This is a genomic window from Clavibacter sp. A6099 (genome assembly GCF_021919125.1).
GTDB classification, from domain to species: domain Bacteria; phylum Actinomycetota; class Actinomycetes; order Actinomycetales; family Microbacteriaceae; genus Clavibacter; species Clavibacter seminis.
Map to the genome: position 1 here is coordinate 977,095 of NZ_CP083439.1, position 21,805 is coordinate 998,899.

General features: G+C 70.9%; 17 protein-coding genes and 1 tRNA gene. 12 read left to right on the forward strand and 6 right to left on the reverse strand.

The genetic code is table 11. From position 1 onward, the window contains the following. Positions 1 to 14: 14 nt before the first annotated feature. The 9 genes from KYT88_RS04660 (at position 15) to KYT88_RS04700 (ending at position 10,589) form a co-directional block, all read left to right on the forward strand. Positions 15 to 1,493 carry a malate:quinone oxidoreductase gene (locus KYT88_RS04660; RefSeq protein WP_043584429.1) on the forward strand — a complete coding sequence of 493 codons (1,479 nt, stop codon included), beginning with the start codon at positions 15 to 17 and terminating at the stop codon, positions 1,491 to 1,493. A gap of 69 nt (positions 1,494 to 1,562) precedes the next feature. Further along, the gene (locus KYT88_RS04665) at positions 1,563 to 2,747 is read left to right on the forward strand and encodes an Rv2578c family radical SAM protein (protein ID WP_043584430.1); all 1,185 of its coding nucleotides are present in this window, start codon (positions 1,563 to 1,565) and stop codon (positions 2,745 to 2,747) included. Positions 2,748 to 2,817: 70 nt separating this feature from the next. Next, a complete protein-coding gene (locus KYT88_RS04670; protein WP_043584432.1) occupies positions 2,818 to 3,525 on the forward strand; it encodes a response regulator transcription factor in 708 nt (235 codons plus the stop codon). After that, positions 3,526 to 4,200 carry a thymidine kinase gene (locus KYT88_RS04675; RefSeq protein WP_043584435.1) on the forward strand — a complete coding sequence of 225 codons (675 nt, stop codon included), beginning with the start codon at positions 3,526 to 3,528 and terminating at the stop codon, positions 4,198 to 4,200. Between the two features lie 356 nt (positions 4,201 to 4,556). After that, complete coding sequence (locus KYT88_RS04680; protein WP_043584438.1) at positions 4,557 to 5,951, forward strand: tyrosine-protein kinase domain-containing protein; 1,395 nt, start codon at positions 4,557 to 4,559, stop codon at positions 5,949 to 5,951. A gap of 335 nt (positions 5,952 to 6,286) precedes the next feature. Further along, positions 6,287 to 7,237 (forward strand): hypothetical protein, encoded by a 951-nt coding sequence (locus KYT88_RS04685; RefSeq protein ID WP_043584440.1) that lies wholly within the window; start codon positions 6,287 to 6,289, stop codon positions 7,235 to 7,237. Positions 7,238 to 7,308: 71 nt separating this feature from the next. Further along, positions 7,309 to 9,054: a DUF4012 domain-containing protein gene (locus KYT88_RS04690; protein ID WP_237583788.1), complete on the forward strand. Its 1,746-nt coding sequence runs from the start codon at positions 7,309 to 7,311 to the stop codon at positions 9,052 to 9,054. Positions 9,055 to 9,141: 87 nt separating this feature from the next. Then, on the forward strand, positions 9,142 to 9,726 hold the full coding sequence (locus KYT88_RS04695) for a hypothetical protein (protein ID WP_043584444.1): 585 nt from the start codon (positions 9,142 to 9,144) through the stop codon (positions 9,724 to 9,726). A gap of 320 nt (positions 9,727 to 10,046) precedes the next feature. Continuing rightward, positions 10,047 to 10,589: a hypothetical protein gene (locus tag KYT88_RS04700; protein WP_051629253.1), complete on the forward strand. Its 543-nt coding sequence runs from the start codon at positions 10,047 to 10,049 to the stop codon at positions 10,587 to 10,589. A 39-nt stretch (positions 10,590 to 10,628) separates the two neighbouring features. Here the strand turns inward: KYT88_RS04700 and KYT88_RS04705 are convergent, their stop codons facing one another. Next, on the reverse strand, positions 10,629 to 11,156 hold the full coding sequence (locus KYT88_RS04705; protein WP_043584445.1) for a VanZ family protein: 528 nt from the start codon (positions 11,154 to 11,156) through the stop codon (positions 10,629 to 10,631). Between the two features lie 85 nt (positions 11,157 to 11,241). Here KYT88_RS04705 and KYT88_RS04710 point away from each other — a divergent pair, with 85 nt between their 5' ends. The 3 genes from KYT88_RS04710 to KYT88_RS04720 all read left to right on the forward strand — a co-directional run bounded on the left by KYT88_RS04710 (position 11,242) and on the right by KYT88_RS04720 (position 15,934). Then, positions 11,242 to 12,255, forward strand: a complete 1,014-nt coding sequence (locus tag KYT88_RS04710; RefSeq protein ID WP_237583789.1) for an LLM class flavin-dependent oxidoreductase — start codon at positions 11,242 to 11,244, stop codon at positions 12,253 to 12,255. 92 nt (positions 12,256 to 12,347) lie between these two features. Next, positions 12,348 to 14,579, forward strand: coding sequence for a transglycosylase domain-containing protein (locus KYT88_RS04715; protein ID WP_043584449.1), 2,232 nt, complete (start codon positions 12,348 to 12,350; stop codon positions 14,577 to 14,579). Positions 14,580 to 14,728: 149 nt separating this feature from the next. After that, positions 14,729 to 15,934: an acyltransferase family protein gene (locus KYT88_RS04720; RefSeq protein ID WP_043584451.1), complete on the forward strand. Its 1,206-nt coding sequence runs from the start codon at positions 14,729 to 14,731 to the stop codon at positions 15,932 to 15,934. Between the two features lie 756 nt (positions 15,935 to 16,690). On the opposite strand, the gene KYT88_RS04725 is transcribed toward KYT88_RS04720, so the two are convergent. The 5 genes from KYT88_RS04725 to KYT88_RS04745 all read right to left on the reverse strand — a co-directional run bounded on the left by KYT88_RS04725 (position 16,691) and on the right by KYT88_RS04745 (position 21,708). Then, positions 16,691 to 17,197, reverse strand: coding sequence for an amidohydrolase family protein (locus KYT88_RS04725; RefSeq protein ID WP_147362341.1), 507 nt, complete (start codon positions 17,195 to 17,197; stop codon positions 16,691 to 16,693). Next, complete coding sequence (locus tag KYT88_RS04730) at positions 17,191 to 17,712, reverse strand: hypothetical protein (protein ID WP_147362340.1); 522 nt, start codon at positions 17,710 to 17,712, stop codon at positions 17,191 to 17,193. Before KYT88_RS04730 ends, KYT88_RS04725 begins: the two co-directional genes overlap by 7 nt. 371 nt (positions 17,713 to 18,083) lie before the next feature. Further along, positions 18,084 to 18,157, reverse strand: a tRNA-Pro gene (locus KYT88_RS04735). A 63-nt stretch (positions 18,158 to 18,220) separates the two neighbouring features. Next, positions 18,221 to 19,165 carry a metallophosphoesterase gene (locus KYT88_RS04740; RefSeq protein ID WP_043584453.1) on the reverse strand — a complete coding sequence of 315 codons (945 nt, stop codon included), beginning with the start codon at positions 19,163 to 19,165 and terminating at the stop codon, positions 18,221 to 18,223. After that, on the reverse strand, positions 19,165 to 21,708 hold the full coding sequence (locus KYT88_RS04745) for a transglycosylase domain-containing protein (protein WP_043584455.1): 2,544 nt from the start codon (positions 21,706 to 21,708) through the stop codon (positions 19,165 to 19,167). The genes KYT88_RS04740 and KYT88_RS04745 overlap by 1 nt, the downstream gene beginning before the upstream one ends. Positions 21,709 to 21,805 lie beyond the last annotated feature (97 nt).

Consider the following 21,805-nt stretch of genomic DNA (forward strand, 5'->3'; position numbering starts at 1 on the left):
CGTACACTGATCCGGTGAGTGAATCAGCGGAACCGGTAGACGTCGTCCTCGTCGGCGGCGGGATCATGAGCGCGACGCTCGGCACCCTCATCAAGCAGCTCGAACCCGACTGGACCATCCAGATCTTCGAGCGCCTGGGCGAGGTCGCCATGGAGTCGAGCAACCCGTGGAACAACGCGGGCACGGGCCACGCCGCCCTCTGCGAGCTGAACTACACGCCGGAGAAGGACGGGAAGATCGAGATCGGGTCCGCGACCCGCATCAACGAGCAGTTCCAGCTCTCCCGCCAGTTCTGGGCGCACCTGGTCACGGCCGGCGCCGTGCCGGAGCCCAAGGAGTTCATCAACCCCACCCCGCACATGACGTTCGTGCGCGGCAAGGAGAACGCCGAGTTCCTCCGCCGCCGCTTCGACGCGATGCGCGCCCACCCCCTCTTCGAGGCGATGGAGTACTCGGAGGATCCCGCGGTCATCCACTCCTGGGCCCCGCTCCTCGTGCTGCAGCGTGAGAAGGACGAGGTCATCGCCGCCACGCGCTTCGAGGGCGGCACCGACGTCGACTTCGGCGCCCTCACCAACAAGCTCATCGACTACCTCACGGAGCACGGCGCGGCCCTGCACCTCAACCACGAGGTCCGCGGCCTGTCGCAGAATCCCGACGGCAGCTGGCACCTCCGCATCCGCAACGACGTCGGCCGCTCGACCGTGCAGGTGGATGCGAAGTTCGTCTTCATCGGCGCGGGCGGCGGCGCGCTGCCCCTCCTGCAGAAGTCGGGCATCCCCGAGATCAAGGGCTTCGGCGGGTTCCCCATCAGCGGCGAGTGGTTCCGCACGGACGACCCCGAGATCGTCGCGAAGCACCGCGCGAAGGTCTACGGCAAGGCCGCCATCGGCTCCCCGCCCATGTCCGTGCCGCACCTCGACACGCGCGTGGTGGGGGGCGAGACCTCGCTGCTCTTCGGGCCCTACGCCGGCTTCAGCCCGCGCTTCCTCAAGAAGGGCTCGCTGCTCGACCTGTTCGCGTCGATCCGGCCGCACAACATCATCCCGATGCTCGCCGTCGCGAAGGACAACCTGAGCCTCATCAAGTACCTCGTCAGCCAGCTCCTCGCCTCGAAGGAGACGAAGTTCGACGCGCTCCGCGAGTTCATGCCGACGGCCGACCCGAAGGACTGGTACCAGGTCACGGCCGGCCAGCGCGTCCAGGTCATGAAGAAGGACGCGAAGAAGGGGGGCGTGCTGCAGTTCGGCACCGAGGTCGTCGCGGCGGCGGACGGCAGCATCGCCGGCCTCCTCGGCGCATCGCCCGGCGCTTCCACGGCGGTCCCCATCATGCTCGACGTCCTCGAGCGCTGCTTCCCCGACCGCATCGCGGGATGGAAGAAGCCCCTCACGCGCATGATCCCGAACTACGGCACGCTCGTGGCGTCCGACCCGAAGAAGACGCCGAAGATCATCCAGGAGACCGCCGAGGTCCTCGAGCTCCAGCACTGACCGGACGGGCGGGCCCGAGATCCCGCCCGCCCGTTCGCATCCCGTTCGAATATGTGTTCGAATGGGCGCATGAGATGGAGCGCGCAGAGGCTGGCCGACGCGAGCGCGGATGCGCTGCCCGGGCTCGCCCGCCTGAGCAACCTCGTGCAGAGCGTCCGCACCCCGGAGTTCCAGGGCGTCACCTTCCACGAGGTGCTCGCCAAGTCGGCCCTCAACCGCGTGCCGGGGGAGTCGAAGGTCATGCCGTACGGCTGGACCATCAACCCCTACCGCGGCTGCACGCACGCCTGCGTCTACTGCTTCGCCCGCCCCACCCACGAGTACCTCGACCTCGACGGGGGCCGCGACTTCGACGACCAGATCGTCGTCAAGGTCAACGTCGCCGAGGTGCTGGCCCGCGAGCTCGCGAAGCCCACGTGGACCCACGACGCCGTGGCGCTCGGCACCAACACCGATCCGTACCAGCGGGCCGAGGGCCGTTACGCGCTCATGCCCGGGATCATCGCGGCGCTCGCGTCGTCCGGCACGCCGCTGTCCATCCTCACCAAGGGCACGCTCCTGCGCCGCGACCTCCCGCTGCTCGCCGAGGCGGCGAGGAGCGTGCCGGTGGACCTCGCGATGAGCATCGCCGTGCTCGACGACGACTTGCAGCAGTCGGTGGAGCCCGGAACCCCCACGACGACGGCGCGGCTCGCGACGGTCACGGCGATCCGCGACGCGGGCCTCGACTGCACCGTGTTCATGATGCCGATCCTGCCCATGCTCACGGACGGCGTGGAGCACCTCGACCACGCGCTCACGCGCATCCGCGAGGCCGGTGGCACGCGCGTCCTCTACTCCGCGCTGTACCTGAAGCCCGGCGTGAAGGAGTGGTACCTCCAGTGGCTCGAGCGCGAGCGCCCGGATCTCGTGGGCCGCTACCTCGACCTCTACGCCCGCGGCGCGTACGCCCCCCAGGCGTACCGGTCGTGGCTGAAGGCGCGCATGGATCCGCTGGTCCGCCGCCACGGGCTCGGCGGCGGGCGGGTGGATCCGCGCACCGGCGGCGTGCTGTCCCGCGCCGACCTCCCGGGCGTCGAGGCCGCACGCGCTCCGCACGGCGGCCGGCCGCGCCCCGGCTGGAGCCAGGAGGGCGCGGACAGCCGCGCCACCACGGCACGCGGTCGCGGCAGCTGGACCCAGGTGCCGGCGCCCGGCCCGCTGGTCGCCGCGGCGCTGCCCGCGGCCTCCTCGACGCAGGCCACGCTGTTCTGACGCGGCGCGCGAGGTGTCCACCCACGCCCCCGGATGCCGTCCCGGTGCGCCCGCTGGCTAAAGTTCTGACATGACGAGCGAGCGCGACCCCGCACCGGGCACGCGCGACGCCTCCCGGCCGTCGACGCCGCACTCCGTGCGCGTCGGCGTGCTCATGGGCCACGAGCCCGCGCTGGACGAGGTCTGCGCGATCCTCCGCCGCCGGGCTCCCGAGATCGACGTCGTGGTGAGCACGACGGGCTGGCTCCAGCTGGTGCGCTCGCCGCGCTTCCCGACGGACGTCGTCGTCGTCGACTACGACCTCGCCGACGCCGTCAGCCTCGAGGGCCGGATCCGCTCCTGCCGCGCGGCGGGGGCGGCCGTCGTGGTCCTGTCGCGTTCGGGCACGGACGCGGTCCGTCGTCGCGTGGTCGACGCGGGGGCCGCCGCGCTGCTGACCGGGCCCGTGCCCACGGCGGACATCGTGGCCGCAGTCCGTGCTGTCGCCGCCGGCGCGCGATCCGCGCACCGGCGCGACGACGGGACGCCGCACGAGGAGGGCGGGCCCCTCGCACGCGCCTTCGCGAGCCCCCGCCTCAGCCAGGGGGAGGAGCAGGCGCTCCGCCTCTACGTCACGGGTCGGTCGACCCTGGCCGTCGCCACCGCGATGAACGTCCAGTACGAGACCGCGAAGACGTACCTGCGTCGCGTCCGCGCGAAGTACCGCCTCGTCGGGAGGATCGCGGGTCGCCGGGCCGACCTGATCGATCGCGCCACCGAGGACGGCTACCTTCGGTAGATGGCCAAGCTCTACTTCCGTTTCGGCGCGATGAACAGCGGCAAGAGCACCTCGATGCTCCAGGCCGCCTACAACTACGAGGAGCGCGGGCAGCACGTGCTGCTCACGAAGCCCGTGATCGACACCAAGGGCGACCGCGACATCGTGTCTCGGCTCGGCGTCCGTCGCCCGGTGGACTTCCTCCTCGAGCCGGACGCGGACGTCTGGCAGGAGTTCGGGATCCACCGCGAACGCGTCCTGCAGGAGAAGGGCGGCCCGACGGCGTGCCTCCTCGTCGACGAGGCGCAGTTCCTCCGCGAGTCGCAGGTGGACGACCTGCTGCGCATCGCGATCCTGCAGGACGTGCCCGTCATCGCCTACGGGATCCGCACCGACTTCCAGACGGTCGCGTTCCCCGGGAGCCGGCGGCTGCTGGAGATCGCGCACAGCCTGGAGGAGATGAAGACCATCTGCCGCTGCGGCCGCAAGGCCGTCTTCAACGCGCGCCAGGTCGGCGAGCGGTTCATCTTCGCCGGCGACCAGGTCGCGATCGACGGCGAGGACGTCACGTACATGTCGCTCTGCGGTGCCTGCTACCTCGCGGAGAGCGGGGGAGTGCTCACGAGCGGCCGGCCCGTCGAGGCGAGCGCGTCGGCCTTCGGCTACCCCGCGGGCCCTGACGCCGACTTCGCCTGATCGGACCCGGTCGCCGGGCGGTGCGGGTCGTCAGTCTCGGAGGTAGCGGAGGCCGCACGCGGTGAGGACCCCCGTGACCAGCAGGGTGACGAGCGGCAGGAGGGCGACGCAGGCATCGAGCATGGGGCGGACCTCGTCTTCGGGTGAGCGGGGGGGCGATGCGCATGGGGCAGGTGGGGTGGCCTGACCCGCATCCACGCTAGACCGACCGTCGCACCAAGGGCCCGCCCCAGTTGCTGGGGCGTCATCCGCGGGGCGTCATTCCCCGCTCCGGGGAACCGGAACGGGTCCGCGGCTGTGGGAGCATGGGGCTCGAGCGCCGCTGGGGGGCGCTCCATCGACGAGGGGGATCGCCTGTGGAACTGCGTGAATACATCCGGATCCTGCGACGGTCGTGGGTGCTCATCCTGCTGGTCCTGCTGCTCGGCGTGGGCGCCGCGGCCGGCTACTCGCTCGTACAGACGCCCGAGTACCGGGCGTCGTCCAAGGTGTTCGTCTCGACGCAGTCGGCGGGCACGGTGCAGGACCTGAGCCAGGGCAGCACGTTCACGCAGCAGGCGGTCAAGAGCTACGCCGACGTGGTGGCGACGCCCGCGGTGCTCGAGCCGGTCATCGCCCAGCTGGGTCTCGACGCGACCGCGGACTCGCTGGCCCCGAAGGTCACCGCGACCGCGGCGGCCGACACCGTCATCATCCAGATCTCCGTCGAGGACGAGCAGGCCGAGTCGGCCGCCACCATCGCGAACGCGGTGGCCCGGAGCTTCACCGACTTCGTCGCCGAGCTCACGCCGCTCGACGTCAACGGCCAGCCGCAGGTGAAGATCACCACCCTGCAGGAGGCGCGGATCCCGGCTTCGCCCGTGTCCCCGCAGGTCCCGCTGAACCTCGCGCTGGGCGGTCTCATCGGCCTCGCGCTCGGCGTCGCGGCGGCCGTGCTGCGTGCCACGCTCGACACGCGGATCCGCGGCGAGCGCGACCTGCGCCTCGTCACGCACGCCCCCATCCTCGGCGGGATCGCGTACGACCCGAAGGCCAAGGAGCGCCCGCTCATCGTGCAGTCGGATCCGCGCAGCCCGCGCGCCGAGTCCTTCCGGAGCCTGCGCACGAACCTGCAGTTCCTCGACTTCGGCGGCCGCGCGCGCAGCTTCGTCATCACGAGCGCGGTGGAGTCCGAGGGCAAGTCCACCACGAGCGCCAACCTCGCCATCGCGCTGAGCGACGCGGGCGCCCGGGTCGCGGTCATCGACGCCGACCTGCGCCGCCCGAAGCTCGCGTCCTACCTGGGGCTCGAGGGCGCGGTCGGGCTCACCGACGTGCTCATCGGCCGCGCGGAGCTGAAGGACGTCCTGCAGCCGTGGGGCAACCGCAACATGTTCGTGCTGCCGGCCGGTCAGATCCCGCCGAACCCGAGCGAGCTGCTCGGCTCGCGCACCATGGTCACGCTCCTCAAGGAGCTCGAGGCGGAGTTCGACACCGTGCTCATCGACGCGCCGCCCCTCCTCCCCGTCACCGACAGCGCCGTGCTGTCGAAGAGCGCGGGCGGGGCGATCCTCATCGTGTCGTCCGGTCGCGCGCACCGGGGACAGGTCCACGCGGCCATCGAGTCGCTGAACAGCGTCGGCGCCGAGGTGCTCGGCGTGGTGCTGACCATGCTCCCGACCAAGGGCCCCGACGCCTACGGGTACGGCCAGTACGGCTACTCGTACGTGCGCCCCGACAGCGCCGAGACCACGAGCCCGGCCGCTCCCTGACCCGCCGTCGACCCGTGTCGTCCCGGCTGGCCCCGCGGGGGCCTGTACGATCCGGATGACACCACCGCTCGACCCCGCATCTCCCGTCGCGCGGATCGGCGGCCCGTGCTCCACCGGAGGAGCGGGTCGCGGCTCGTCGGCGGGGCGCGGACCGGATCCGGCCGCCCGCGAGGGTGGGCCGCCCGCGCGCCGCACGATGCCCGCCACACCGGGAGACACCATGTCGGCTCACGCCGAGGCGCGACCGCGCCGCCCACGACGTCCGTCCGGCCACCGCGCCACTCGATCCGCGGGCGCCGCGCGTGGCTAGGTCGGCGCCGGACGGCCGGAAGCCCATGGCCGTCACGGGACGCACCCGGCGTCGTCGTCCCTCGCTCGGCCGCATCATCCCCGGGGTCGGCGTCACCGCGGTGGTCGCCTTCCTCGTCATCGACCTGATCCTCGTCTCGGCCGCCGTGACCCGCACCGGCGGGGGATCCACCGACGAGGGCACCGCAGCCCCCGCGCCGTCCGCCGCCAGCACCGACGCCGCCGCGAGCCCCACGCCCGCGCCGAGCACCACCCCGAGCGCGACCGTGGCCGCGCCCACGGTCTTCCTCGCGGCGGGGAACGCCGAGGTCGCCTGGCGCACCACGGGCGGCTCCTGCACGGGCGAGCCCGCCCGCATCCAGACCACCATCGACGAGGGCCGCACCTGGGACACCCGCTCGACGGGCTCGTTCGACGCGCGACGGATCCTCGCCCTGCAGGTGGAGAGCCCGGACGTCGGCAGCATCGTCGCCGACGTGACCGCCGCGTGCACGCGCACGACGCTCCAGAGCTTCACGGGCGGCGAGTTCTGGCGCGATGCGCCCGCGCTCACGGCGACGACCGCGTACGTCGACCCGACGGAGCCCGGCACGGTGCAGCTCGTCCAGGGCCCGCGGGACGCGCCGTGCGACGACGCCGTCCAGGTCGTCGACAGCGGCCAGGCCGCGGCGGTGCTCTGCGGATCCGGAGCGCTGCACGTCCGCTCGGGCAGCGGCGACTTCCGCCCGATCGACGCCCCCGGCGTCCTCGCGCTCGCGCTCGGCACGGACGGCATCCTCACTGCAGGCACCACCGGCTCCTGCGCGGGCACGAGCGTCGGCCGCATCGTCCCGGCCTCGGGCGCCATGAGCGTCCTCGGCTGCGCGGCGGCCGCGCCCACCAGCGGATCCGTGGCCCTCTCGGCGGCGGGTCGCGACGTCTGGCTGCTCACCGGCGACTCCGTCAGCATCTCCTCCGACGGCGGGGCCACCTGGTGACCTCGGTGACGGGTCTCGCGCGGTCGCCGCGTCGACGCCGGGCTCGGCGCCCCTGGACGCGTCGTCGTGTCGTGACGGTCGCCGGTGCCACGATCGCCGCCATCCTCGTCCTCTGGATCGCGTGGGTCGCCGCCCGCGCCCTCCTCGCCCGCGGGGAGCTCGAGCAGGCGGTGCCGCTCGCGTCCTCCGTGCAGAGCGACCTCCTGGCGGGCGACCCCGCGGGAGCGTCGGCGAACGTCGCGCAGCTGCGCGAGCACTCCGCGCGCGCGGTGTCGCTCACGGGGGATCCGGTCTGGGCCGTCACCGAGCACGTGCCGTTCGTGGGTCCCAACCTCCGCGCCTTCCGCGAGATCTCCGGCATCGTCGACCGCATCGGCGGCGAAGCGCTGCAGCCCGTCGTCGGCATCGCCGGCACGCTCGACGTCGCGAGCCTCACGCCGAAGGACGGACGGCTCGACCTCGACCCGATCGTGGCCGCGCAGGATCCCGTCCGCCAGGCCGACGAAGCGCTCGACACGGCGCTGACCGACGTGACGGCCATCGACACCGGCAGCACCATCCGCCCGGTCGCCGACGCCGTCGCGCGCCTCAAGGAGACGGTGGGCAAGGCGGCCGAGACGCTCGCCGTAGTGCGCCACGTCACCGACCTCGCGCCCGCAATGCTCGGCGCCGACGGCGACCGCAGCTACCTGCTCATGTTCCAGAACAACGCCGAGGTGCGCTCCACGGGCGGCATCCCCGGCGCCCTGGCGCTCGTCCGCACGGGTGGCGGCGCGTTCTCGCTCGCCGGCCAGGACTCGGCGCGCGCGTTCCCGCGCCTCGCGGAGCCCGCCCTGCCGCTGGATCCCCAGACCGCCGGCCTCTACGGCACCATCACCGGCCGCTACATGCAGGACGTGACGCTGACGCCCGAGTTCCCCCAGGCCGCGCCGCTCGCCGCCGAGATGTGGCGACTCAAGCACGGCCAGGCCGTCGACGGCGTGATCAGCATCGACCCGGTCGCCCTCTCGTACCTGCTCGAGGCCACCGGCCCCATCACGCTCGCGACCGGCGACGTGCTCCGCTCCGACGACGCCGTCGACCTCCTCCTGCACGACGTGTACCTCCGGTACCCGAACCCGGACGTCCAGGACGCGGTCTTCGCGAGCGTGGCCGACTCGGTGTTCGCGAAGGTCTCCTCGGGGGACGTGGACCCGGCCGCGCTGGTGAAGGCCCTGGGGCACGCCGCCGAGGAGCGTCGCATCCTGATCTGGAACTCGCGCGCCGACGAGCAGGCGACCCTCGACGGCACCACGTTCCAGGGCTCGCTGCCGGCCGACAACGACGAGTCGACGGTCTTCGGCGTGTTCCTCAACGACTCGACCGGCGCGAAGATGGACTACTTCCTCTCGCTGAGGACCACGCTGGCCATGGCCATGTGCCGGGACGACGGCAGGCCGGACTACCGCACCGAGGTGATCCTCGGATCCACGGCCCCGGCCGACGCGGCCTCGCTGCCCTTCGTCGTCACGGGCGGAGGCGTGTACGGCGTCGCGCCCGGTGACGTCAAGACGCGCGTGGCGGTGTACGGTCCCCCGGGCACGGTGCCGCTGCGGGTGCACATCGACGGCCAGGAGACGCAGTTCCAGCCGGAGATCGTCGGCGGGCGGGCCGTCGCCCAGGTCGAGGTGACGCTCAAGCCCGGTCAGGAGGTCCGCATAACGGTGGACACGCTGGGGGACAAAAAGACCGACACACCCCTCTCCATCGTGACCACCCCGGTAATTGACACGATCGCGACAGAGTTCCGATCCCTGTCCTGCGACGCTTCCCAGTAGTCTCCTCAGTGGGGGAATGATCGACGGCGGACCCGAGTCCGCTAGTGGCCCCTATGCACCACGCGCAACTCACACTGGGGGAACCACATGCTCAAGAAGATCCTCGCCGGGGCGGCCATCGCCCTCGCCGCGACGTTCACCGTCGCCACCGCCGCGAACGCGGACCCGTACACGCCCGAGGGCGGCGTCTCCGTCAGCGACCCGACCGTCGCGCCCGGCGAGAGCACCGTCCTGTCCTTCGGGCCCGGTTCGTTCGCTCCCGTCAGCCCCGTCACCATCACCATCACCGGTGAGGACGCGGCCAACGCCACGCTCGCCTCCTTCCGCACGGCCCCCATGGCCGTGACGACCAACTCCATCACCAAGACCTCGGCCAACGACGGCAGCCTCCGCGTCACCGTCACCCTCCCGGCCGGTTCCGCCGCGGGCTCCTACGCCCTCACCGGCACGGACGCCCAGGGCAACACCGTCTCCACGACCATCTCGGTCGTCGCGGCCGCCGGCAACGGCACCGCGACCGGCGGCAGCAGCGCCGACGGCGCCGCGGGCCTCCCCGTCACGGGTGGCCAGCTGCCCGTCGTCCTCATCTGGACCGGTGGCGGCCTGCTGCTGCTCGGTGCCGCTCTCGTGGTCGTGCTCGCCACGGTCCGTCGCCAGCGCGCCACGGCCTGATCCACATCACGCACAGCGTCGCCTGACTCCCTCGCGGAGCCCAGCGACGGAAGGCCCCGAGGCATCCGCCTCGGGGCCTTCCGCCGTCTCCGGGTGCCGTGACCGGGCGGCGGTTGACCCCAGTCCGGGGCCGATCCCGCCCGTGCGCCTCGGCGGGGCCGCGGACGCGGCTAGCATCTCGATCGTGGGTTTACCCGACCCGCTGTCTGCCTGAAGGCGCCGACCCGAAATCGCGCGCCGCGGACACCACCGCTCCGAGGCGATACCCGTCGTGCCCCCCGCACGTCCGTCCCGGGCGCATCAGAGAAGGCACACCCGAGATGCTCGCCAAGACCCTGGCGGGCGCGTTCGTCGCGCTCGCGATCACCGTTTCCGTCCCCGTCGCCGCCCAGGCGGAGAACTACGTCCCCAAGGACTCCACCGTCGCCTGCAGCGGCATGTCCGTCACCCCCGCGGCCGTCGCCCCCGGCGAGTCGGTCCGGATCGCCGGCGTCGCGGGATCCTTCACCGCAGGCGAGACCGTCGCCGTACGCCTCTCCGCCGCGGCCGGCGCGCCTGCCGCCGCGGGCGACCCCGCGGCATCCGTCACCGCGGCGGCCGACGGCTCCGTCGCCGGCACGCTCGTCGTCCCGACGACGGCGACCGGCACCTGGCGCGCCAACCAGACCGCCGCGTCGGGCGACCACTGGTGCGGCATCGTCTCCGTCGTCCCGGCGAGCACCCGCACGGCTGCGGATGCGGGCTCGCTCCCCGTCACGGGCGGCACGCTGCCCATCGGCCTCGCGATCACCGGCGGCGGGCTGCTCCTCGCCGGCGCCGCGGCCGCGGGCATCGCGACGGCCCGCCGTCGCCGCGCGTCCTGACGCCCGACGCCGCTCCCGACCCGACGCGGGCGGATCCGATCACGACCGGATCCGCCCGCGTCGTCGCGTCCGGGCCGCGATGAGCGCCGCCGTCGTCGCACCGAGGAGAGCTCCTGCGCCGTTGGCCGCCACGTCGGTGACGGACGCCACGCGCGCCGGCAGGAACGCGCCCTGCGCGAGCTCCACCGTCGCCGACATGGTGGTCCCGGCGATCACGACGATCCACCAGCGCCGAGCCCCGAAGGCGAGCACGCCGAGCATGCCGAGCGGCGCGAACAGGGCGACGTTGGCGACCTCCTCGATCATCGAGTAGCGGAACCCGGGGATGCCGTGGTGCTGCACGAACACGACGCCGCGCATCAGGTAGGGGTAGACGCCGCGGTCGACGCTGTCCGGGGTGAGCGTGACCAGCCCGATCAGGGCGACGTACGCCAGGAGCAGGAGGGTCGCCTGCCGCCGGCGGATGAGTCGGCGCTCGCGGTCCCGCCTCGCGCCCCAGGTCGAACGGCCGGTCGCGGTGCCCTCGGCCGGCGCGTCCGGCGGCGGAGCGGGGGCGGCGGGATCCATCGCGGCGCAGCCTAGCAACGCGCCCTCGGCGGGGAATGCGCCGCGGATCGCGCCCGTTCTCCCCGGGGTGACCCACCTCGAACGCGTGCCCCTGGACGTCCTCGACCTCGCTCCCCGTCCCTTCGGCGGCACGAACGCCGACGCCGTCGCCGGCAGCATCCGCCTCGCGCAGGCCGCCGAGGCCGCCGGGTACTCGAGGTTCTGGGTGGCCGAGCACCACGGCATGCCGGGGATCGCGAGCTCCGCCCCGGCCGTCCTGCTGGCCGGCATCGCCGCCCGCACCTCCACCATCCGCGTCGGCAGCGGCGGCGTCATGCTGCCGAACCACACGCCGCTCGTCGTCGCCGAGCAGTTCGGGACCCTCCGCGCGCTCTACGGCGACCGCGTCGACCTCGGCATCGGCCGGGCTCCCGGCACCGACGGCGCGACCGCGATGGCGCTCCGCCGCAGCGAGGCGGGCCTCGGCGTCGACGACTTCCCGCAGCAGCTCGTCGACCTCGTCGGCTTCTTCACGGGCGGCATGGCCGACGACAACCCGCTGCGGGGGATCACGGCCGTGCCGGGGCTCGGCGACCGCCCGCAGATGTGGCTGCTGGGATCCAGCGGCTACTCCGCGCAGGTCGCCGCGGCCCTCGGGATCCGGTTCGCCTTCGCGCACCACTTCGCCGGCGACCGCACGGAGCAGGCGCTCGCGCTGTACCGCGAGCGCTTCGAGCCGAGCGACGACCTCGCCGCGCCGCACAGCGCCATCGCCGTGAGCGTCATCGCCGACGAGGACCCCGATGTCGTCGAGCGCGAGGCGCGCGCCGGCCGCATCACGTGGCTCCGCATGCGGCAGGGCGGGAAGCCCCAGCCCGTGGATCCCGCTGAGGCAGCCGCATACGCGTTCAGCGACCTCGAGCGCGAGATCATCGGGGCGCGCGATCGCCGCCAGGCCATCGGCTCGCCCGACGCCGTGCGCATCGGCCTCGAGCGCCTGCTCGCGAGCACGGGAGCCGACGAGCTCATCGTCGCGCCGTCGTCCACGACGCTCGAGCACCGCATCCAGACGCTCCGAACCGTGCGCGATCTGGCCATCGGCGAGGCAAGCGCCGCCTGATCGCGAGTGCACTCATCACATTTCGGCCACGGGGAGCTGAGACCCTCCCTGAGGCGGATGTGGCGCCTCCGGGCGCGGGTTAGATTCGTACCATGAGGAAAACTGACCTGACCATCTCGACCCGGTTGGGCGCGTTCCTCGGACTCGTCGGCATGAGCACGATCGCCGGCGTGCTCGTCGCCGCCATGGTGACCCCCGCCATCGCCGTCTCCGGCATCGCGGCCAACAGCACCATCGGCGTGTTCGAGGACATCCCGGACAACCTGCAGATCGACAACCTCGCGCAGAAGACCGTGCTCTTCGCCAAGCAGGGCGACCAGCAGGTGCCCTTCGCCGAGTTCTTCTCGCAGGACCGCGAGGAGGTCCCGTGGGAGGCCGTCTCGTCGTACGCGAAGGACGCCGCGATCGCGACCGAGGACCCCCGCTACTACGAGCACGGCGGCGTCGACGTCCTCTCGGCCGCTCGCGCCCTCGCGCAGAACGTGCTGAACAAGGAGGTCCAGTCCGGCGCCTCCACCATCACGATGCAGTACGTCCGCAACGTCCTGGTGCAGAAGGCCCAGAACATGGTCGACTCCTCCGACGAGGCCACGCAGGCCGAGGGACGCAAGGCCTTCAAGGAGGCCACCCAGCCCGACATGCCCCGCAAGCTCAAGGAGATGCGGATGGCGATCGGGGTGGAGAAGAAGTACTCCAAGAACGAGATCCTCCTTGCGTACCTCAACATCGCGAACTTCGGCAGCCGGGTCTACGGCATCGAGTCCGCGGCGCGTTACTACTTCAACGTCTCCGCCGCCGACCTGACCCTCGAGCAGGCCGCGAGCCTGATCGCGACCGTCAACGCGCCCGAGGTCTTCAAGATCGACAACCCGGACAACCTGGAGCGCAACAAGGAGCGCCGCGACCTCCTGCTGAGGAACATGCTCAAGGAGCAGAAGATCACGCAGGAGCAGTACGACACCGCGTCGGCCGCGGCCATCACGCCGACGATCACGCCCTCCACGAGCGGCTGCATCCAGGCCAACCCGATCTCGGCCGCGTACTTCTGCGACTACGTGAAGAACGAGATCCTCACGAACGATGAATTCGGCGACACGCGAGCGGATCGCGACGCTCTGCTCAAGCGCGGCGGCATGCAGGTCTATACGACGCTCGACCTCGACATCCAGGGCAACGCGGCGGAGCAGATGCGCAAGCAGGTGCCGACGACCGCGCGCTTCACGAAGATCGGCGGATCCGTCGTCTCCCGCGAGGTGAAGACGGGCCGTATCATCGCGATGGCGCAGAACACGGATTACGGGGTCGGCGAGCAGCCCGGCATCACCGAGGTCAACTACTCCGCCGACTTCGCGCACGGCGGCTCTCGGGGCTTCCAGGTGGGATCGACGTACAAGATCTTCACGCTGGTCGACTGGTTGAAGAGCGGCAAGTCCGTCTACCAGACCGTGAACGCGTCCAAGACGACGTGGCAGAAGAGCGAGTTCACCGCGTGTGGTGATCGCTTGAGCGGAGATCCCTATCCCGTCACGAATGACACGAACACCGGCGCGACCTCCAACCAGACGGTCCTCCAGGCCACTGTGGCGTCCGTCAACTCCGCGTTCATCGCCATGGCCAGCCAGCTGGACATCTGCGACATCACGAACACCGCCAGGGACATGGGCGTGTACAACGCCAATCCGCAGCAGCCTGTCTCGAACCAGCCCTCGGACGTCGTGGGCTCGGGCGGCAACAACGTCGCCCCGCTCCAGATGGCCACCGCCTTCTCATCCGTCGCGAACCAGGGAACGACGTGCCCGCCCATCGCGATCGACAAGGTCGTCCTCCCGGACGAGTCCGAGCTCGTGACCCCGAAGAGCGAGTGCACGCAGGCCATGAGCCCCGAGGTCGCCAACACGGCCGCCTTCACCCTCAAGGCCGTCATGGGCGGCACGGGTGCGGCGTCGAACCCTCGGGACGGCACCGAGATCATGGGCAAGACCGGCACGACCGACCGCTCGAAGGACACGTGGTTCGTCGGGTCCTCCACCGCGGTCACGACGGCCGTCTGGGTCGGCAACGTGGAGGGCTTCGTGTCCATGCGCCGCAACGTCCTCAACGGCTCGGCCGCGGACAGCGCGCGTCACCGGATCTTCAAGCCGCTGCAGACATTCATCGACGACCGCTACCCGGCGGAGGGCTTCCCCGCCCCGAGCAGCACGCTGACGAAGAAGCCGTACGTGCCGCCGGCACCGAAGCCCACGCAGTCGGCGGCGCCCACGGCACCCGAGGCGCCCGCTGTTCCGGCGGCGCCCGCCCAGCCCGCCCCTCCCGCGGAGGGATGAGCCCGCGCTCGATGGGGAGCGCGCGCCGACGGCCGTCGCCTCCGGGCGGCGGCCGTCGTGCCGTGCGCCGCCCGGCCGCAGATCCCCCCCCCCGATGGCGCGCCTCGTAGACTGGACGACCGCCGCTCCACCGACCCGGGAAGGCCGACATGACCGGGACCCCGACGTCCGCACCCGCGCGCGTGCGCATGCTCCTGCCCGGCATCGAGGGGCTCCGCGGGGTCGCCGCCGTCGCCGTGCTGCTGTACCACGTGCAGCGTCAGCTGGCCCGGCCCACGACCGACGTCCCGCTCGTCGGCGAGGTCGCCTTCTTCAGCCACGGCGTCACGCTGTTCTTCGTGCTCAGCGGCTTCCTGCTGTTCCTGCCGTTCGCCCGCGGACTCGTCGACGGGGGCGCGATGCCGCGGCTGTCGCGCTACGCCGCGAACCGCGTCCTCCGCGTCTTCCCGGGATACATCGTGGTGCTGCTGCTCGTGAGCCTCGTGCTGCGCATCGCGATCCTGCCGCGCGAGACCCGCGACGCCGGCATCTCAGTGGGCACGCTCGGACCGGTCGACACGATCGTGAACGCGCTGCTGCTGCAGGGCTACGCACCGCGCACGCTCCGCAGCGGGATCGAGGTCGCGTGGACGCTCGCCGTCGAGGTGTCCTTCTACGTGGTGCTGCCCGTCGTGGCGCTCCTCGCGGCGCGGCTGCTGCGGGGGAGGGCCACGTGGATCCGCGCCCTCGCACCCGCGGCCGTGCTCCTGCTGATCGGCGTGGCCGGCAAGGTGTGGTCGATGATGGCGCAGGCGCCGCTAGGTCACCGCGGGCGCCTCGCGAGCGAGTGGGGCGTGACGTGGGAGGCGGTCGCGAACCGCAGCATCCTCGTGCACGCGGACCTCTTCGCCTACGGCATGGCGGCGGCGGTCGTCCTGCTCGCCCTGTCCGCGGACGAGGCGCTGCGCGACCGCGTCACCGCCTGGCGGGTGCCCGCCGGGATCGCTGCCGCCGCGCTCATCGTCGTCGCCTCGGAGGCGCCCGTGGGCGCGTTCGAGGAGAGCATCGTGGCCGCCTCGTGCGCGACGCTCCTGCTCCTCGTGGCCCTGCCGCGGCGCGGGGGATCCCTCGGCCCGGTGACGCGGTTCCTCGAGCTGCGCTGGATCGCCTGGCTCGGCACGATCTCGTTCAGCGTGTACCTCTGGCACCTGCCGGTGATCCGCTTCCTCCGCCGCGCGGGCCTCGTGCTCCCGGACACGCTCGCGGGCTTCGCCCTCAACACGCTCGTGGTGGGGGCGGTGACGCTCGCGCTCTCGGCAGCGACCTACTACGCGATCGAGCGGCCGGCGCTGCGGCTGAAGGCCGTCTCGCGCTAGACCGCGCCGCATGATCGCCGGACGGCTTGGCGACCGAGCGCACAGGCGATCGACGCGTCATCTCCGGAACCTGGTCTGCGTGCCTGTCCGATGCTCGTGGAGGAGCTCACGTGCCATCTGCCGTGTCCGCCGGGCGGGCGTTGCCCGCGGCCGAGCGGCGGTCCGGCTCCGGCTCCTCCCGAGGGCATCTCGACGCGTGGAGGGCCTATGGGGCATCGACAGTCATCCGTCGGGCGCCGACTAGGAGTTCGCATCGGGGCATCGTCGGCGAGAGCGCACCGTGGTGTGGCCGGCGCCGCCCCGCGCAGCCTTCCAGCCCGATCACGACCGCGGCCCGTCGGCGCTCGAGGAGCTCGAGGGAGCGATCAGCGTCCCGTCCATGATGGCGAAGGGCACCGCTGTTCGATTCGGGCCGACGGCCGTCATCGTCCCATCACTGCGTAGGACGCGAGGACCCGTCTCAGTTCTCGTCGTCAGGTTCTTGCTCTGGATCCGCATCGAATCGAGATCCGGACCCAGAGTCGACGAAGGGCGTTGAATCGTCGGCGACTGCCGAGTGCGAGTTGGCCGTGAACCGAGGTCGTCACATCGACGAGCTTCGCCGGACTACGCGTGATGGGGCGGCGAGCGCTTCTCGGAATCGAGTACGGGCGGGGAGCGTGCGCGTACGGGGGCCACCCTGGTGACGATTCAGCGGTCGTCATCAGGGTGGCCATCACGTCATCTGAGGAGTCACCTGCAGTGACGCTTCGGCATCTACTTCGTATCCGTCGCTTGTCCATTGGAGACGGGGTTGTTGAACGAGATCCTGCCCGTCCAGTGACCCACCCCGCAGTCTCCGCCGCATCCGCCGACGACCTCGACCCGGAGGAAGAAGGTTCCCGGAGCGTTGCTGGCTCGACCTGTGGCCTTGTTTATGAAGTACGACCACTTCCCGAATGTCTCCTCCGTCGTCGCGAACGAACTGGTGTTCTGAGATCTGGTGATGCCGGCGTAGACAGGAGGCCCCCCACCGCCCTGCATGTCATCGATGATGATCAACTCCGCGTTGTGTGGGTTGGTCTCACGGTACGCATGGGGGTAGAACGACAGCCCGACCGGTTGGTAGCCATCCAGGGCCCTCGTCTCGGCCATCGCCGGTGTCGACGTCCCGGCGAGGATCCCCAGACCCGCTGTCAGGGCGACGACGACCAGCGCGCGCGCCCGCCGACGGTTGGAGTTGCTTTCATGCTTCATCAGATTGCTCCATTCGTTGTTCAACATTCACTTTCGAACTCGACCGCGGCTTCGCTTTTTCCTACGGTCTCGGCATATGTCTCCATGTCGTGAATGTATGCGCGGACGTCCATGTTCCGTGCAACCTGTGGTATCTTCTCCCACTGTTCGGCCCTCAATTGGAGATCGGCCTCGCCGACACCGGTTCCCGCGTCTGACTCAGGGGGATGCAGGCTGATCTTCAACCACGCGCATCGCCAGTATCGAGCTACGAATTGCGCAGGGAGATCGACGTGGTACGAATGCACCTTCCCGTCATCGGGGTGGAAGAAGCTCGGTGCGGTCGCGGGGAAGGCTTGTCCCGGCGGAAGCGGATTGGGGAATGCGCTGACAGCCTGCGTCCATGCGGTGTCGACTTGCGAGTCGGTGAAGAAGTCTAGTTGAGACGATTCCCGTGATGGGTCGGTGCGTGGTGTGGCAGTCATCGCGGTGGTCGCGAGAGCGCTGATCGCGAATACGGCGCCGAGCCCGCAGGCAGTCAGCAATGCGCGTTTGCGGTTCATTTTCCCCTCCTGGCCGACGCCAATGTCTGAAAGTTACGTCGGAGCCGCGCGTTCGACAATGGAGCGTAGGGTGCATTGCGTTTCTCGTCCGGACTGCCTATGCTCTGCATCTCGACCCAGAGGGTGGGTCTGTGGCGATTGTCGACATCCATCTCGTGTGCGCACCCACGGGGCGTGGCTGGATTTCGCTCATCGAATGAGCCCGACGGGGCCTGCATCGTGTAGCGCTTCCGGTCGAGTCGCCTCACATCTGCCAGTCCGAGCCTCGCGAGGCGTTCGGCTGATCGCCCGGACGACGAAGGGCCGCTCCCGGGGGAGCGGCCCTTGATCATGATGCCGGTCATGCTGTGCCTCGCGGAGGAGGCGGTGTGTCGGGGTAACAGGATTTGAACCTGCGACCTCTTCGTCCCGAACGAAGCGCGCTACCAAACTGCGCCACACCCCGATGGCCCGAGGGCCGGGATCTACGATACCCGATGTTCACGGGTCCGGAGTACGCCGCGGGCGGTCAGACCGCCGTGAGCGTGAGCAGCGTGGCCTCGGGGAAGCAGGCGAAGCGCACGGGCGCGTAGATCGACGTGCCGAGGCCCGCGCTCACGTTGAGGAACGACGCCCGGTCGGCGTGCGGCCAGACGCTGAGGCCCTTCACCTGGCGGCGCGGGATGTCGCAGTTGGTGACGAGCGCGCCGTAGCCGGGCACGCAGACCTGGCCGCCGTGTGTGTGCCCGGCGAAGATCATGCGGGCGCCGTTGGTGACGAACGAGTCGAGCACTCGGCGGTAGGGGGCGTGCGCGACGCCGATGGACACGACGGGGGCGTCCGATGCGCCCTGGTAGGCCTCCCCGTCCTCGCGCAGCGCGTCGAGGGCTCCGGGGAGCGCCTCGAGGTGGTCGAAGTCGCGGTGCGGGTCGTCGACCCCGAAGAACTCGAGCAGCGTGCCGTTGACCTCGATCGCGCCCGCGGCGTTGTTGAGGTCGACCCAGCCGAGCGACGCGTACAGCCGCTCGAGCCGGGGGAGGTCGAGGTCGGCCGGGCGCTGCGTGGCGTGCGTGTTGGCGGTGAAGTACTTGAACGGGTTCTTGAGCATGGGCCCGTAGTAGTCGTTCGAGCCGTGCACGAAGACACCTGGGATCCCGCGGAAGGCCTCGAGCGTCTCCTCGACCGCGACGATGCCCTGCTCGTGTCCCGTGTTGTCGCCGGTGTCGACGACGAGGTCGGGCTTGAGCTCCGCGAGCTCGCGCACCCAGCGCTGCTTCTTGTGCTGCCACGGTGCCATGTGCATGTCCGACAGGTGGAGCACGCGGATGGGGTCGGCGCCCACAGGGAGTACCGGCACCGTCACCTCGCGGAGGGTGAAGCGGCGCCGCTCATAGAAGGACGCGTACGCGAAGACCGCCGCGCCGGCCGCGGCGACGCCGCCGACGGTGCGTGCGATGGTGCCGAGCACGCCCATCAGCTGCGTCCGATGTAGAGCGTCACGGGGCCGCCGCTCTGCTGCCCGGCCGCGGGATCCGTGCGGGTCGCCTTGCCGATCTGCGAGTTGTCCTGCACCTGCTCCTGGGCCATGGTCACGTCGAATCCGGCGCCCCGGAGCGTCTGCCGGGCGCTCGTCATGTCCTGCCCGCGCACGTCAGGGACGGTGCCCGGGGTGCCCTGCTGCTGGCTCTGGTCGGGCCCGCTGCTGATGAACACCGTGACGGTCGATCCACGCGCCGCGTTGGCGCCGGCACCCGGGTCGGATCCGGCGACCTGGCCGGCGGCCACGTTCGCGGAGGACCGCGAGCCGCCCTGGGCGAAGGACAGGCCCGCGCCCTCGATGGCCGACTGGGCGTCGGCGGGCGACATGCCCGAGACGTCCGGAACCTGGACCGTCGGCGTGCGGGTGAGCTCGGCTGCCGGACCAGGGAACGCCGACCCCTTGTAGACCGCGTTGACGGACTGCATGAACGGCTTCCACACCGCGAACCGAGCGGTGGACATGAGCTGCCCGCTCGGGAGCTTGGTCTTGCGCTGCTGGATCTGCTGGCCCGAGGAGCTGCCCACCCAGATGGCGGTCGTGACCTCGGTGCTGGACCCGACGAACCAGGTGTCCTTCGCTGCATCCGTGGTTCCGGTCTTGCCGATGAGCGGCGTGCCGTCGTTCGTGTCGGCGGCGGCACCGGTGGCCCCCATGACCCCGGCGAGGGCGTAGGCGGCGGTGTGCGCGACGTCCGGACTCACGGTCTCGGTGCAGTTCGCCTGGGGCGGCGTCACCTCCGTGTCATCCGGCAGCACGACCTTGTCGATCAGGACCGCCGTGCAGGTGGTGCCGTTGTTGGCGACGGTCGCGTACGCCGACGCCATCGTCAAGGGCGACACGTTGTTCGCGCCTGATCCGATGATGTCCGCGATCAGGTTGGACAGCTTCTTCCCGGTCTGCGCCTGGTGGATCCCGATGTCCTGGGCGGTCTGCTGGATGCCGCACATGTCGAGCTCGGACGCCATGGCCATGAACGCGGTGTTGGTGGAGTTCGCCGTACCCGACATGACCGTGCGGTTCGGCCCGGGGGCTGCACCGTCGTTGGTCACCCGGAGAGTGTCCCCGGGGGAGTTCCCGCCCCCGCATGAGTTCGTGAAGTCGCGCCCGGTCCATACGCCGTTCGACGCGCGCACGACCTCATTGACGGAGTGCCCCTCCTTGAGCCAGTCGAGGAGCGTCACGATCTTGTAGGTCGATCCGGGTTGGAAGCCCCGGGAGCCGCCCAGCGCCTCATCGGTGTTGTAGTTGACGCTCGTGACGCCGCGAGTGTCGCTGGCGTTCCCGTAGTCGGTGTTCTGCACCATGGCGATCACGCGGCCGGTCTTGGCCTCGATGCTCGTCATGGCGGATCCGACGTTGATGCTGTTCATCGTCGTGGGGATCTGCTTGCGCATGTCGTCCGTGGCCTTGGCCTGCAGGTCGAGGTTCAGCGTCGTGTAGATCTTGTAGCCGTTGCGGTTGAGGTTCCGACGGGCCTCGTCGGGGGTCTGGCCGAACTCCTTCGAGTTCTCGACCGTGTACTTCACCGCGTCGCAGAAGTAGGCGGCACTGGCGGGCTGGGCCGCGTTGCAGCCGCTCACCGAGGGGGTGATCGCCGGCGTGACGGGGGTGGCGATCGCCTCGTCGTGCTGCGCCTGCGTGATGCTGTGGTGCTTGAGCATGTTGTCGATGAGCACGTCGCGGCGCTCCTGGTTGGCCTTGATGTTCCCGGGCTCGTCGATCCGCAGGGCCGTGGGGTAGTTCACCGTGGCGACGAGGCTCGCGGCCTGGGCGATGCTGAGGTCCTTCGCGTCCACGCCGTAGTAGTACTTCGCGGCCGACTGGATGCCGTAGACGCTGCCGCCGTAGTTCGCGATGTTGAGGTAGCCGAGCAGGATGTCGTTCTTCGAGAACTTCTTCTCCAGGCCGATCGCGAGGCGCATCTCCTTGAGCTTGCGGGCGGTCGACTCCTGCGTCGCCTCCGCGTACGCCTTCTTGCCCGCGTCCGGGTCCGTCTCGGCGAGGGTCTCCGCCTTCTGCACGAGCACGTTCTTCACGTACTGCATGGTGATGGTGCTGGCGCCCGACTCGACGCCGCCGCCGATGACGTTCTGCGCCAGCGCGCGGAACGTGGACTGCACGTCCACGCCGCCGTGCTCGTAGAAGCGGGGATCCTCCGTGTCGACGGCCGCGGCCTTCGCGTTGTCGGAGACCTCGTCCCAGCTCACCTCCTGGCGGTTCTGCGCGTAGAACTCGGCGAACTTGACCGGCTGGCCGCCCTGCGTGGCGTAGAGCTCGGTCTTCTGGGCGAGGTTGTCGATCTGCAGGTAGTCCGGCAGGTCCTCGAAGAGGCCGATCGTGTTGTTGGCCGCGAGGCTCGTGACGGCGATGGCCGGGGTGACCATCGCCGCGACCAGCACGCCGGCGACGGCGCTCATGCCGAGGACGCCCGTGAGCGCGGCGGCGACGCGGCCGGGCGTGTTCTTGGAAGCAGACATAGACTCCAGAGTACGGGAAGGGTGTATGGGAACCCGTGAGACCTGTGCGCCGGCCGCCCGCGCCCGTCCCGTCATGCATCCAGACCCGACCGGCAAG